Annotated in this window: 11 protein-coding genes and 1 pseudogene; 11 read left to right on the top strand and 1 reads right to left on the bottom strand. The window is 53.7% G+C overall.

Features of this window, described 5'->3' with window-relative positions; translation table 11 throughout:
* On the top strand, positions 1–172 hold a 172-nt coding region (locus EKM95_RS03405), incomplete at its 5' end, for an IS3 family transposase (RefSeq protein ID WP_164510070.1).
* 383 nt (positions 173–555) lie between these two features.
* Here the strand turns inward: EKM95_RS03405 and rpmB are convergent.
* Positions 556–741: a 50S ribosomal protein L28 gene (rpmB, locus tag EKM95_RS03400; protein WP_125586748.1), complete on the bottom strand. Its 186-nt coding sequence runs from the start codon at positions 739–741 to the stop codon at positions 556–558.
* A 198-nt stretch (positions 742–939) separates the two neighbouring features.
* On the opposite strand from rpmB, the gene EKM95_RS03395 reads away from it, so the two are divergent.
* From EKM95_RS03395 to EKM95_RS03350, 10 genes and pseudogenes are all read left to right on the top strand, one after another.
* Positions 940–1,308: an Asp23/Gls24 family envelope stress response protein gene (locus tag EKM95_RS03395; RefSeq protein ID WP_125696434.1), complete on the top strand. Its 369-nt coding sequence runs from the start codon at positions 940–942 to the stop codon at positions 1,306–1,308.
* Between the two features lie 22 nt (positions 1,309–1,330).
* Positions 1,331–2,998 carry a DAK2 domain-containing protein gene (locus EKM95_RS03390; protein WP_125696433.1) on the top strand — a complete coding sequence of 556 codons (1,668 nt, stop codon included), beginning with the start codon at positions 1,331–1,333 and terminating at the stop codon, positions 2,996–2,998.
* A 130-nt stretch (positions 2,999–3,128) separates the two neighbouring features.
* Positions 3,129–5,168 (top strand): ATP-dependent DNA helicase RecG, encoded by a 2,040-nt coding sequence (gene recG / locus EKM95_RS03385; protein WP_125696432.1) that lies wholly within the window; start codon positions 3,129–3,131, stop codon positions 5,166–5,168.
* A 48-nt stretch (positions 5,169–5,216) separates the two neighbouring features.
* On the top strand, positions 5,217–6,227 hold the full coding sequence (plsX, locus tag EKM95_RS03380) for a phosphate acyltransferase PlsX (protein ID WP_125696431.1): 1,011 nt from the start codon (positions 5,217–5,219) through the stop codon (positions 6,225–6,227).
* Between the two features lie 81 nt (positions 6,228–6,308).
* Complete coding sequence (acpP, locus tag EKM95_RS03375; RefSeq protein WP_125696430.1) at positions 6,309–6,554, top strand: acyl carrier protein; 246 nt, start codon at positions 6,309–6,311, stop codon at positions 6,552–6,554.
* Positions 6,555–7,032: 478 nt separating this feature from the next.
* Complete coding sequence (locus tag EKM95_RS03370) at positions 7,033–8,064, top strand: ABC transporter ATP-binding protein (RefSeq protein WP_125696429.1); 1,032 nt, start codon at positions 7,033–7,035, stop codon at positions 8,062–8,064.
* A 7-nt stretch (positions 8,065–8,071) separates the two neighbouring features.
* A pseudogene (locus EKM95_RS03365) lies at positions 8,072–8,849 on the top strand (ATP-binding cassette domain-containing protein); the annotation flags it as partial.
* Positions 8,850–9,033: 184 nt separating this feature from the next.
* On the top strand, positions 9,034–9,999 hold the full coding sequence (locus EKM95_RS03360) for an ABC transporter permease (protein ID WP_125696427.1): 966 nt from the start codon (positions 9,034–9,036) through the stop codon (positions 9,997–9,999).
* A gap of 28 nt (positions 10,000–10,027) precedes the next feature.
* Positions 10,028–10,927 (top strand): ABC transporter permease, encoded by a 900-nt coding sequence (locus EKM95_RS03355; RefSeq protein WP_164510073.1) that lies wholly within the window; start codon positions 10,028–10,030, stop codon positions 10,925–10,927.
* Positions 10,928–11,067: 140 nt separating this feature from the next.
* Positions 11,068–12,837, top strand: coding sequence for an oligopeptide ABC transporter substrate-binding protein (locus tag EKM95_RS03350; protein WP_125696425.1), 1,770 nt, complete (start codon positions 11,068–11,070; stop codon positions 12,835–12,837).
* Positions 12,838–12,874: the final 37 nt, after the last annotated feature.

Here is a 12,874-nt window from a genome sequence, read left to right as displayed (position 1 = left end):
CCTCTTTGGGCATTTAAAGACAGAGTTCTTCTATAACCACGATTGGTCGAAGACAACATTAGATGGCTTTGAAGAAGCACTGAATACATATCTCAACTGGTATAACACCAAGAGACGAAAAAATTCTTTGGGAGGTAAAAACCTGAACGAACACCGTCGTTGTGCACTTTAGCAAAACGGCGGTCCAAAAAAATGTCCGCACGCCCCGGGGGCGTGTGGCAACAATCAGTGTGATGGCGTGACATTAGTTTTCGGCAGTTATTTGGGAGCGAGCGGACCCTGGGACCGCGGATGTTGTCTTTCGCAACCAAAAGCGGCAAATTTGTGGACCCTGAGTCCGGCTGCCCAGATGCGCTTGCAGTCTCGCGTTCTCCGAGAATGACAGTTGCTAGTTTCGAAGGCCAATGCGCGAGATTTCCGTTCTCAAAGAACAACACGCCCATAACAACGCCTGCCATCGTTGTGTGACGGCATCCCATTATTTTCTTCGTCCCAACTGGGGGCGGCACAAAAAAAGCGGCGTCCACTGGGGACACCGCAATTTTTATGTTCAGGTTAGACCCGAGTCACTTTGCCGGACTTCAGCGCGCGGGCAGATACCCAAACGCGCTTTGGTTTGCCGTCGATCAAGATACGGACCTTCTGCAGGTTTGCCTTCCAAGAACGTCGGCTTGAGTTAAGCGCATGGGAGCGCTTGTTGCCAAACGTGGTGTGACGACCTGTAATGACGTCTTTTGCCAAATCGTGGACCTCCTTGCTTATCCGCGTGCTGCGAATTTTTCACTTGACTAACTTATCATAACGCCGTGTTGAATGCAATGTTTTTTGCAAAGTGAAAATACTTGACAGCAGATCCAGGCCGGGGCCGGTTGCTTTAAAAACGGGTAGTGCTATGATAAACTATCTTAGAAACCCAACAGAATAAGAGGAGGTCAGCACATGGCGGTCAAAATCAAAACCAAGCTGGGCACGATCGATATTGCAAACAGCGTGATCGCGACAGTAGTCGGTGGCGCAGCAACGGATATTTACGGTATCGTCGGCATGGCCAGCAAAAATCAGATTCGCGATAACCTCAATGATATTTTGAACCGCGAGAATTATTCCCGTGGGGTCGTTGTTCGCCAGCAAGACAATGGCGTGGCGGTCGAGGTGAATATTGTCGTCGGTTATGGCACGAAGATCTCGGAAGTTTGTCGCAACGTTCAAGATAAAGTGAAGTATAATCTTGAAACGATGCTCGGTGTCACAGCCAATGAGGTCACAGTGATCGTTCAAGGCGTCCGCGTGCTGGGCGACGAGGACTAGCGCGTTGAGGAGGATTTGTTAGGTGGAAGTTACTGAGATCACAGCCGCAAAGTTCCAGGATATGATTCGCGTCGCCGCGCATCGTATCAATAAAAATGCGGAATTTGTCAATTCGTTGAATGTTTTTCCCGTTCCGGACGGCGACACCGGCACCAACATGAATCTGACCTTCCAGACCGGCGCTAAGGCGGTGCTGGAAAGCGACAGCGACCATGTCGGCGCGCTGACGCAATTGCTGGGCAAGGGCCTGCTGATGGGCGCGCGCGGGAATTCTGGGGTCATTAGCTCCCAGCTTTTCCGCGGCTTCGCCAAAAGTGTTGAGAAAAAGCAGACACTGACCGCGCAAGACTTGGCGGATGCGTTTGCCGCTGGGGTCGAAACGGCCTATAAAGCAGTGATGAAGCCTGTCGAAGGCACAATTTTGACCGTTGCGCGCGAAGGGGCTAAGGCCGGATTGAAGACGGCTGGCACGACCAATGATGCGGTTGCGGTGATGACCAGTGTGGTCAAAGCGGCCAAGCGCGCCTTGGCGAAAACGCCAGATCTGTTGCCAGTTCTCAAAGAGGTCGGCGTTGTGGATTCCGGTGGTCAGGGGTTGGTCTTCATATATGAAGGCTTCCGCGAAGGCTTGTCCGGAGATGTCGCCGATGACGCTTATGTGCCGGATGAAGCCGAGATGAACGAAATGGTCAACGCGACCCATCATCAAGGCGCCCAGGCGCAGCTCAATCCTGAAGACATTGTTTACGGCTACTGCACGGAAATGATGGTCACTTTGGGCACCGGGGGCCGCGATAAGCCGTTTGACTATGAGACCTTCCGCAATTATCTGAACTCGCTGGGTGACTCCACGTTGGTTGTCGCCGACGATGAAGTGGTCAAGGTCCATGTGCACACCGAGCATCCTGGCACTGTTTTCCGCTACGGCCAACAGTACGGTGAATTGGCGAAAATAAAAGTCGACAACATGCGCCTGCAGCACGAAAGCATCATCGAGCGCGAAGAAGAGGAAAAAGCGAAACCACAGCCGCTTGCAGAAAGTGGTGTGGTCGCGATCGCGGCGGGCGATGGCCTCAGTGAGCTGTTCAAGAGCCTTGGGGTGACCCATGTGCTCAGCGGCGGCCAGACGATGAATCCAAGCACCAATGATATTTTGGATGCGATCAACGCGGCGCATGCCAAGCGCGTGATCGTGTTGCCAAACAACGGCAACATTTTCATGGCAGCCGAAGAAGCGGCCAAGGCGGCGGCCGTTGAAGTCGCGATCGTCAAATCCAAGACGATCAACCAAGGCTTGACGGCGATGCTGGGTTACAATCCGGAGGCTGATCTTGACGCGAATCAAGAAGCAATGACCGAGGAATTGGCCAATGTTGTGTCTGGCTCGGTCACGCAGGCGATTCGCGATACAACGATCGACGGCCTGGCGATTCACAAGGATGATTGGATGGGCATCATTGATGGCAAGATCAAGGTCAGCGAAGGCGATCGCGCAAAAGCCGCTGAGGACATGATCTTGCAGATGATCGATGAGGATAGCGAGATCATCACCTTGATCATCGGTGAAGGTGGCAGCGAAGACGAAGCTGAGGCGATCGCGGCCGCCATTCAGGAAGCAAATGACGAATTGGAGGTCGAGATCCATCACGGCGACCAACCCGTTTATCCGTATCTGGTCTCGGTGGAGTAATGATGACCGCTTGCGCTGAGAACGTGCAGGCGGTTTTTATTTTGAGGTAAAAGGCGTGTTTTGCGCTTCAACTGAAATGGACTTTTGTTGATGAACCAAAACCTGTTTTGCATTCGAAAGGAGGGAAAAGATGGCGATCGATGATCCGGTCACGGTGCTGCCAGGCGTCGGGCCAAAACGCGCGGATGCGCTGGCGACCCTTGCAATTCGCACGGTCGGGGATCTGCTATTTTATTTTCCCTACCGCTACGATGATCTGCAGGTCAAGGACCTGACACTTGCGGCCGACCAGGAAAAATTGACAGTCAAAGGCGTCGTCGTGAGTGATCCAGTGGTCACGCGCTTTGGCCCGCATAAAAACCGACTGAATGTCAAAATTCAGGTGGTGCATGCGGTGGTGCTGGTGACATTTTTCAACCAGCCCTGGCTGAAGGATCGCTTCACTATGGGCACCGAGGCGGCAATCTATGGCAAATGGGACGCCGCGCGCCACACATTGACCGGCATGAAGGTGCTCGCCACGCAGACAGAGGACGCGCCATCCCTTGCCGGCATTTACACGGTGAATAAATATATTCGCCAAAGCACCGTGATCGACTTGATCAAGGCGGCCTGGGCGCGCGATGGCCAAAATATTCCGGATGTGGTGCCGCTGGCGGTGCGTGAGCGGCTGAAATTGTTGCCGGATCAGGCAATCGTCCACGGGATGCATTTTCCAAGCGACGCTGATGAGGCTAAGGCCGCCCGGCGCAGTGCGATTTTCCGCGAATTTTTCCTGTTTCAGTGCAAGATTCAAAGCCTGCGCCAGGACGACTTAAATGTTGCCAACGGGCTGGCGATTCCGTATGATAACGACGAGCTCAAGGCGCTGATCAAAACGCTACCGTTTGATCTGACCAACGCGCAGAAACGGTCGGTCAATGAGATCTGCCGCGACATGCGCCGGCCGCGCCACATGAATCGCCTGTTGCAAGGCGATGTCGGCTCAGGCAAAACCATCGTCGCCGCGATCGTGCTTTACGCGACGGTGACCGCGCGCTACCAGGCAGCCTTGATGGTGCCGACGGAAGTGCTGGCGGAGCAGCATTTTGCCAAGCTAACGAAGCTCTTCGCCGATTTTCCCGTGCGAATTCGCTTACTGACGGGCAGCACGCCGGGCAAGGAGCGGCGGGCGACACTGGATGGCCTGATGACAGGGGATGTCGACATTGTGATCGGCACCCATGCGCTGATTCAAAAAGAGGTCAACTTCGCTGCACTTGGCTTGGTCGTGATCGATGAGCAGCACCGCTTTGGCGTCCAGCAGCGCAAGATTCTCCAGGAAAAAGGGTTGAAGCCGGATCTGCTCGCGATGACGGCCACCCCAATTCCTCGAACCCTGGCCATCACCGCCTATGGGGAAATGGATGTGTCGACGATCGACGAGTTGCCAGCGGGCCGGCAGCCGATCACGACAACGTGGGTGCGCAAGAATCAGTTGCGCGACGCCATGGCGCGGATCAAGACGGAGCTGCTGGCCGGCCACCAGGTGTTTGCCATCACGCCACTGATCGCGGAGTCGGAGAAGATCGATCTGCAAAACGCCGAGCAGCTGTATGAGGACATGGACCATGCCTTTCATGAGGTGGCCAAGGTCGCGCTGCTGCATGGGCAGATGAAAAATGACGAGAAGGACACGATCATGCGGGCTTTCAGCGATGGCGAGGTGCAACTCTTGGTGTCCACGACGGTCGTTGAAGTCGGGGTGGATGTGCCAAACGCGACCGTGATGATCATTTTCGATGCCGACCGGTTTGGCCTTGCGCAGCTCCATCAGTTGCGTGGCCGCGTGGGCCGTGGTTCGGCCGCGGCCTACTGCATTTTGGTCGCCGATCCGAAAAATGAGACCGGTGTGGCCCGCATGCAGATCATGACGCAGACACAGGATGGTTTTTTACTGGCGCAAAAGGATCTGGAAATGCGCGGCGGCGGGGATATCTTCGGCACGAACCAAAGCGGGCTGCCGGCGTTCAAGCTCGGCGATCCAGTTGGCGATTACGCGGTGCTCAACGCCGCGCAGCAAGCCGCCGAGACACTGTTTGAGGCGGACCCAGGGCTGTCGGCACCGGAATTTGCGCCGCTGCGGGGGTACCTGGCCCGCCAGCAACAGACGCAAGGCAGCTTAGATTGATATAATTGAGAGACTGAACACACTTTTATATAGGAAGAAGTTGGACAGATGAAAATCGCAGTGGATGCAATGGGCGGCGACCATGCCCCGGAAGTCGTGATTCAAGGCGTCGAGCGCGCACGCGACGAGCTCAAGGATGTCGAGTTTTTGCTTTATGGCGACGAGACTAAGATTCGCCCGCTGATCAAAAGCGATGAGCGCCTCACGCTGGTGCATACGACCGAAAAGATCAATAGCGATGACGAGCCGGTCCGTGCTATTCGCACGAAGAAAAATGCGTCGATGGTCCTGGCTGCCCAGGCGGTGAAAAACGGCGAAGCGGATGCGTGTTTTTCCTTGGGTTCGACCGGGGCGCTGTTAGCCGCGGGGCTGTTCATCGTCGGCCGCATCAAGGGCATCGATCGCCCCGGCCTGATGCCGACCTTGCCGACACTGGATGGTCGCGGCTTCAACATGCTCGATGTCGGCGCCAATGCGGACAATCGGGCTGCTCAATTGGTTCAATATGCGATCATGGGTGATTTTTACGCCCGCGATGTGCGGGGCATCAAGGCCCCACGCATCGGCCTGCTCAACAACGGCACCGAGGCAAATAAGGGCGATGAGCTCCACCAGACGACGTACCAACTGTTGTCCGAGCTAGCCGGTATCGATTTTATTGGGAATGTTGAAAGTGACAGTCTGCTGCGTGGCGTCGCGGATGTCGTGGTCACGGATGGCTTTACGGGCAACGCGACCCTCAAGGCCATCGAAGGCACAGCCAAGTCGATCATGCACTTGGTCAAGGACGCGATCATGAACGGCGGGGTCAAGGGCAAGCTCGGCGGCCTCCTCCTGCAGCAACAGGTCCGCGGCATCGCCTCAACCTTCGATGTCTCCAGTTACGGTGGTGCAGTGCTGCTTGGGCTGAAGGCGCCTGTCGTCAAAGCGCATGGCGGCGCGGATGCGGATGCGGTCTACTACACGGTCAAGCAGATCGATGCGATGGTGCAAGGGCAGACGCTGGCCAAGGTCGTCGACTGGTTCACTGCCCATCCGGTGGCCGCGCCCAAGGATTGACGGACCCACCAGGTGAAATAAGTGGACAAAGGCGCATAAAACCGCTATGCTGTAATGCGTATTAAGCACAAGGAGGACGTCATGACTGAGCAAGAAGTATTCGCAAAAATCTCTGGGTTGATTCAAGATCATTTTCAGATCCCGGAAGCGAAGATCTCAAACGACCTGAACTTCAAAAAAGACCTTGATGCCGATTCCATCGATATCGTTGAGTTCGTGCTTGAACTCGAGGATACCTTTGGGGCCGAGATTCCCGATGAGGATGCCGAAAAGATCGTGACGGTGGGCGACGCGGTCCAGTATGTCATGACCCATCAAGCGAACTAACACGAGATAAGCAATTGCGGCGCGGTCAAATGCGATCGTGTCAGATAGTGTAAGAGGTCATCTCTGAATGCAGAGGTGGCCTCTTTTTTGTGTCCAATCGGTCGGCGGGAAACGACCACTTTTTTGCAATTTTTTTTGGATGCGGTGTGGCCCAACCTCAGAAAATGTCGTGGCCGCGGATGGCGGCTGACATGTCCATCTCAGCCCGACATTTGTCTGCGATCTTCAAACGAAAATGAAATTGTGTCTTAGAAATGAGAAATACCGTCCACAAAAATGATAATGCAACCGATTTTTCTGGCCTGCGAACTGCTATTTTTTTGCCGCGAATATTTGATAAAAACCGCGCGGCAATCGCGAACTTAACTTGCATATCCGCAGGGCCTTATATATAATGAATCATAAATTCATTTGAAGTCTAATCTGGCTCTCATCATTAAGATCTGGTCGGGATTTGATGGAAAAAGGGGGAATCACTGTGGATAAGCCAGGGGATCTGCTTTTAGATATCCAGCATCTGCACACTGCATTTCGTGTCGGGGACGATTTTTACGATGCGGTCGATGATGTCAACTTGACCTTGAAAAAGGACGAGGTGCTCGCGATCGTGGGTGAATCAGGCTCAGGAAAAAGTACACTGGCCACCAGCATCATCGGGTTGCATAACCCGACCAATGCCAAGGTGACTGGGGACATTTTGTACAGCGACCTGAATCTGGTGGGCCTGAACGAGCCGATCTATAACCGCATTCGCGGCAATGATATCGGCATGATCTTCCAGGATCCGTTGGCGGCGTTGAACCCGCTGATGCGCATCGGGGATCAGATCGCCGAGACCTTGGTCTATCATACGAAGCTCAACAAAGAGGACCGTGAAAAGCGTGTCCTTGAGCTGCTCGACCAGGTCGGCATTCCGAACCCGCCACGTGTTTTCCGCCAGTATCCGCATGAGTTGTCCGGTGGGATGCGGCAGCGTGTCGTCATCGCCATTGCGATCGCCTGCAAGCCGCCGATCATCATCGCCGACGAGCCGACCACCGCGCTGGATGTGACCATTCAGGCCCAGATTCTCGACTTGCTCAAGCAGATCCAAAAGGAGACGCATTCCGGCATCATCCTGATCACGCATGATCTTGGGGTCGTGGCCGAAACAGCGGACCGGGTGGCCGTCATGTATGCGGGCCAGCTGGTCGAAACAGGCAGCGTCTACGACATTTTCCAGCATCCGACCCATCCGTACACACGGAGTCTTCTGCGGTCGATGCCACAGGCCGATTCCGATGATGACGAACTGTATGTCATCGATGGGGTGGTGCCGACCTTGAAGGAAATGCAAGTCGACACATGCCGCTTTGCCAAGCGGATTCCGTGGATTCCAGAAGAGGCGCATGAAGCGCATCCGACCATGCATGAAGTAGGGCCGAACCATTTTGTTCAGTGCACCTGCTACAAGCATTTCCATTTCAGGGACGAACCAGAATCCACGTTAACGGCGCAAACGGAGGGGTGAGCAGCACATGGCAATGATCGAGATCAAGAATTTAAAGATCCACTACCCGATTCGCTCCGGTTTTTTCAATCGAGTCACGGATTATGTTTACGCCGTCGATGGGGTCAACTTCGACATTGAAGAAGGCGAGACTTACGGGCTGATCGGGGAATCTGGCTCAGGTAAGTCCACGATCGGCAAAGCGGTCGTCGGCCTTGAAAAGCCGACCAGCGGCCAGATCATCTACAAGGGCGTCGACATCACCAAAAAGAGCAATCGTAGCAAGATTCACTACAACAAAGATGTCCAGATGATCTTCCAGGACTCTTTGTCGAGTCTGAATCCGAAAAAGCGCATCCGCGACATCATCGCGGAGCCGATTCGCAATTTTGAACGGATGTCCGACACAGAGGAACGCAAACGCGTCGGCGAATTGCTGGATATCGTTGGGATGCCGGCGGACTCGATGTACAAATATCCATTCGAGTTCTCAGGTGGCCAGCGTCAGCGTATCGGCATCGCCCGGGCCGTTTCCACGAACCCGAAGCTGATCGTCGCCGATGAACCTGTTTCCGCGCTGGATCTGTCCGTGCAGGCGCAGGTGCTGAACTTCATGAAGCAGATTCAGCGGGAATATAACATTTCCTATTTGTTCATCTCACATGACCTTGGTGTCGTGAAGCATATGTGCAAAAACATGGCGATCATGACTCGCGGCCGGTTCGTTGAGATCGGCACGCGTGAAGATATCTACAAGGATCCATTACATATCTACACGCAGCGTCTTTTGTCAGCGATTCCAAGCATGTCGCCAGCCACTCGGGAAGCGGATCTGGCGCATCGCAAAGAAGTCGAGCACATCTATCGCGATGAAGAGTCGCGTTACTACAATGAAAACGGCCGTGTCCTTGATCTGAAGCAGATCTCTGCCACGCATCAAGTCGCACTGCCGGATTCGGAGCTCGAAAAGCTGAAGGGGGGCCTTGCGTAATGTGGAAGACAATTATCCGACGGGTCCTCATCATGGTCCCGCAGATCATCATTTTGTCACTGATCGTTTTCTTCTTGGCCAAATTGATGCCAGGGGATCCATTCACCGGGTCAGGGAAGCTCTCACCGCAAATGGACCTCAACCAGATTCAGGCCATTAAAAAGGAATTAGGGTTGCTGGATCCATTGCCAGTGCAATATTTCCGCTGGATCGGCAACATTTTGCACGGCGACCTTGGCATGTCTTACGCCTACAAGGTGCCGGTCATCAACTTGATCGCTGAACGTGCCGGCAACACCATTTGGCTGTCGCTGTTCTCCGTTTTGCTGACGTATCTGATCGCGGTGCCGCTTGGCGTTTTGGCCGGCCGCTACCAGGGTACCCATATTGACGGCGGGATCTCCTTTTACGCATTTGCCATTATTGCCATCCCAGGCTTTGTTTTCTACCTGCTTGGCCTGTGGCTCTTCGGTTACCAGCTCGGTTGGTTTCCAACCACTGGTTCGATCTCGATCGCCGCTGACGGCTTGCTTGCCAAGTTCTTCAGCCGCATCTACCATATGATCTTACCAGCCATTTTGTCCTCCGTGATCTCGACCACCGGGATCATCCAGTATCTGCGGTCTGGGATCATCGACAACACGCAGGAAGACTTCACGCGGACCGCGCGTGCCAAAGGGGTGCCGGAACGCATCGTCTTTGACCGCCACATTCTGCGGAACTCCCTGCTGCCAATCGCGGCGTTCATGGGGAACACCATCACCGGTTTGATCGGTGGGTCGGTCTTCATCGAAAACGTCTTCTCCTATCCTGGGATGGGGAAGTTGTTCATCGATTCGATGAACAGCAACGACTATCCGATCATCACCTCGTTGACCTTGTTGTTCGGGCTGATGACACTGCTGGGGAACTTGCTTTCCGATATCATCATGTCGATCGTGGATCCGCGGATCCGGATCGAGTAAGGGGGGATCGACGATGGAAAACAAAAATATGGTCGATGCTGTAGAAACAAACGCGAATACAATGTCCGAGACACCCTCTGGCTTCAAGGTCATCTGGCGTGAATTGCGCCATGATAAAGTCGCGATGATCTCCTTAGTCATCGCCGCCACCTTGCTGATTGGGATCACTGTTTGGGGAAGTCTGCTTAACCAGGATAAGGTCACCGAAGCCTCCTTGCTGGATCGCTTCCTGGCCCCGGGACAAGATGGCCACATTCTCGGCGCCGATCCATCGGGCCGTGATGTCTGGAACTACTTGATGCTCGGCGGCCGTAACTCGATCTTGATCGGCGTCTCGGTCACCTTGATCACTGAGTTCATCGGCTTGATCATTGGGACGATCTGCGGGTATTTTGGCGGTCTCCTCGACAATGTCGTGATGCGTATCGTTGATTTCTTCATGATCATCCCGACGACCCTGGTCATCATCTTGCTCGTGAAGATTACGACGCACTACAACGCCGTTACCCTGGTCCTGATCATTTCAGCATTTGGGTGGATGGGGACAACGCGACTCATGCGCTCGCTCATTTTCTCCCAGGCCAGCCGAGATTATATCGCGGCTTCAAAAACGTCAGGGACTTCTAATTTTACGATCATGTGGCGCGAGCTGATTCCTAATATTTCGTCCATGATCATTACGGATCTGACTTTAGGCATCGCCGGCAATATCGGTCTCGAAGTTGGGCTGTCCTACCTTGGGTTCGGGCTGCCGCCTGACACGCCATCGTTGGGGACGATGATCGCTTATGCGAACGACCCAGATATCATCACGGCCTATCCGTGGGTCTGGCTGCCAGCGTCGCTGTTGATCATGGTGTTGGCCCTGTCGATCAGCTTCTTCGGCAACGCGATTCGCCGCGCCGCAGATGCCCGTCAGCGGACCTGATGACCGATTTCTGAATTTAATTGTATTCTGAGCGGAATTTAAGCTTTACAATCGTTTTCTCATAATGTATCATCATAGTCACAGGAGCAAAGAAGCGAACGAGTTTCTAGTAAGTTGCTCAAATTTTAGGGGGTTTGGCAATGAATAAAGCGAAAGTTATCGGCACGCTGATGTTTACCAGCATCGCGGCCGTAACACTTGCCGCTTGTGGTAGCAATAGCTCAAGCAGCAAAAAGACGACCAGCTCAAACGCTGACACGTCCAAGATCAAGCCGTATACGACAAACAACAAGAAGAGCGTTTCTGGCGCAACCTTCAAGTATGGCGAGCAGTCAGCTTCTCCGTTCACCGGGATCTTCTCTAACGAACTTTCTGTTGACGCTGTTGACTCCGATGTCATTCAGTTCGCCAACGAAGGCCTGTTCAAAGTTGATGATAGCTACGCCTTTGTTAAGGGCGGCGCGGCTGACATCAAGTTGGACGACGACGCGAAGACCGCGACCATCACGATCAATCCTAAGGTGAAGTGGTCTGATGGCAAGTCCCTGGTCGCAAAGGACGTTGAATACGCCTACGAGATCATCGCAAACAAAGGCACTCAGAGCCAGCGTTATACCGAGTCTCTGCAGAACATTGTCGGCATGGCGGAATACCACGCAGGCACCGCAAAGACCATTTCTGGGATCGAGATGCCAGATGGCGATAACGGCTTGAAAGTCGTTATTCACTTCAAGCAGATGAAGCCTGGCATGAATACTTCTGGTAACGGCTTTATCTGGGAAAGTGCTGTTCCTTATCACTACCTGAAGGGCATCGCCTTCAACAAACTCATTTCGTCTGATCAGATTCGTAAGAACCCGATCTTCTACGGCCCATACAAGATGACCAAGCTCGTTTCTGGCCAGTCTGCTGAGTTCGTACCAAACGAATACTACTATGGCAAGAAGCCGCAGCTTGCGAAGATCACCTTCGAAGTTGTTTCGCCTAACCAGGCACCGACCGCCGCAGCTGCCGCCAAGTACGACATGCTCGCCATTGGACCGACCTCTTATGCGAAGGTCAAGGACTCTGACAAGGTCACCGTCATCGGCAAAGATCCGCTTTCCTATTCATACATGGGCTTCAAGGTCGGCAAGTGGGATTCTAAGACCGGCAAGAACGTCATGAACAAGGATGCGAAGATGAACAACAAGAGTCTTCGTCTTGCGATTGCTTACGCCATGAACGTCAAGGGTGTGGCTGAAAAGCTTTACCCAGACACCGGCTCGCAGCTTGCGACCCTCATTCCGCCTGCATTTGGCAAGTGGAGTGACAGCTCCATCAAGGCTTATCCATACAGCTTGAAGAAGGCTGAAGATCTCCTTGACAAGGCTGGTTACAAGAAGGGCAAAGACGGCTACCGGACCAACCCAGATGGCTCGAAGCTGACCATCAACTGGGCAACCATTTCTGGCAACCAGAACACTGAGCTGATGAACAAGACTTACATGCAGGCATGGAAGAAGATCGGTCTGCACGTTGTCTACACCGGCGGCAAGCCAATGGATGCCAACGCATGGCAGGATGCGGTCATGAACGACGCGTCTAACGTTGATATGTATGATTCCGGCTGGTCCATGTCCAGTGAACCTTCCCAGGATGATCTGTACTCTGAAGCCGCACCATTCAACTGGGAACGCTTCGTCACTGCTAAGAACACCGAATTGCTGAAGAACATGAACAGCGACAAGGCCTTCGATACGGATTACCGGATCGATCAGTTCCATCAGTGGCAGCAGTACATGCACGACGAGGCTTACGTCATTCCGACCCTTTACATCAAGAATCTGTATGCTGTGACCAACCGTGTTAAGGGCTTGAGCCTGGAGCCGACCTCTAGCTGGGCTGATGTCTCCGTTACCTCGAAGTAATTCCAGGTCTGAAAAGGCACTCGCAATTGCGGGTGCC

The sequence above is a fragment of the Lacticaseibacillus yichunensis genome (genome assembly GCF_003946405.1).
Taxonomy (GTDB): Bacteria; Bacillota; Bacilli; order Lactobacillales; family Lactobacillaceae; genus Lacticaseibacillus; species Lacticaseibacillus yichunensis.
This window is presented reverse-complemented; position numbering and strand designations above follow the sequence as displayed.

Coding starts and splice junctions, on each gene's coding strand:
- EKM95_RS03395 (WP_125696434.1), top strand. CDS start 940: ATGGCGGTCAAAATCAAAACCAAGCTGGGCACGATCGATATTGCAAAC.
- recG (WP_125696432.1), top strand. CDS start 3,129: ATGGCGATCGATGATCCGGTCACGGTGCTGCCAGGCGTCGGGCCAAAA.
- plsX (WP_125696431.1), top strand. CDS start 5,217: ATGAAAATCGCAGTGGATGCAATGGGCGGCGACCATGCCCCGGAAGTC.
- acpP (WP_125696430.1), top strand. CDS start 6,309: ATGACTGAGCAAGAAGTATTCGCAAAAATCTCTGGGTTGATTCAAGAT.
- EKM95_RS03360 (WP_125696427.1), top strand. CDS start 9,034: ATGTGGAAGACAATTATCCGACGGGTCCTCATCATGGTCCCGCAGATC.
- EKM95_RS03355 (WP_164510073.1), top strand. CDS start 10,028: ATGGTCGATGCTGTAGAAACAAACGCGAATACAATGTCCGAGACACCC.
- EKM95_RS03350 (WP_125696425.1), top strand. CDS start 11,068: ATGAATAAAGCGAAAGTTATCGGCACGCTGATGTTTACCAGCATCGCG.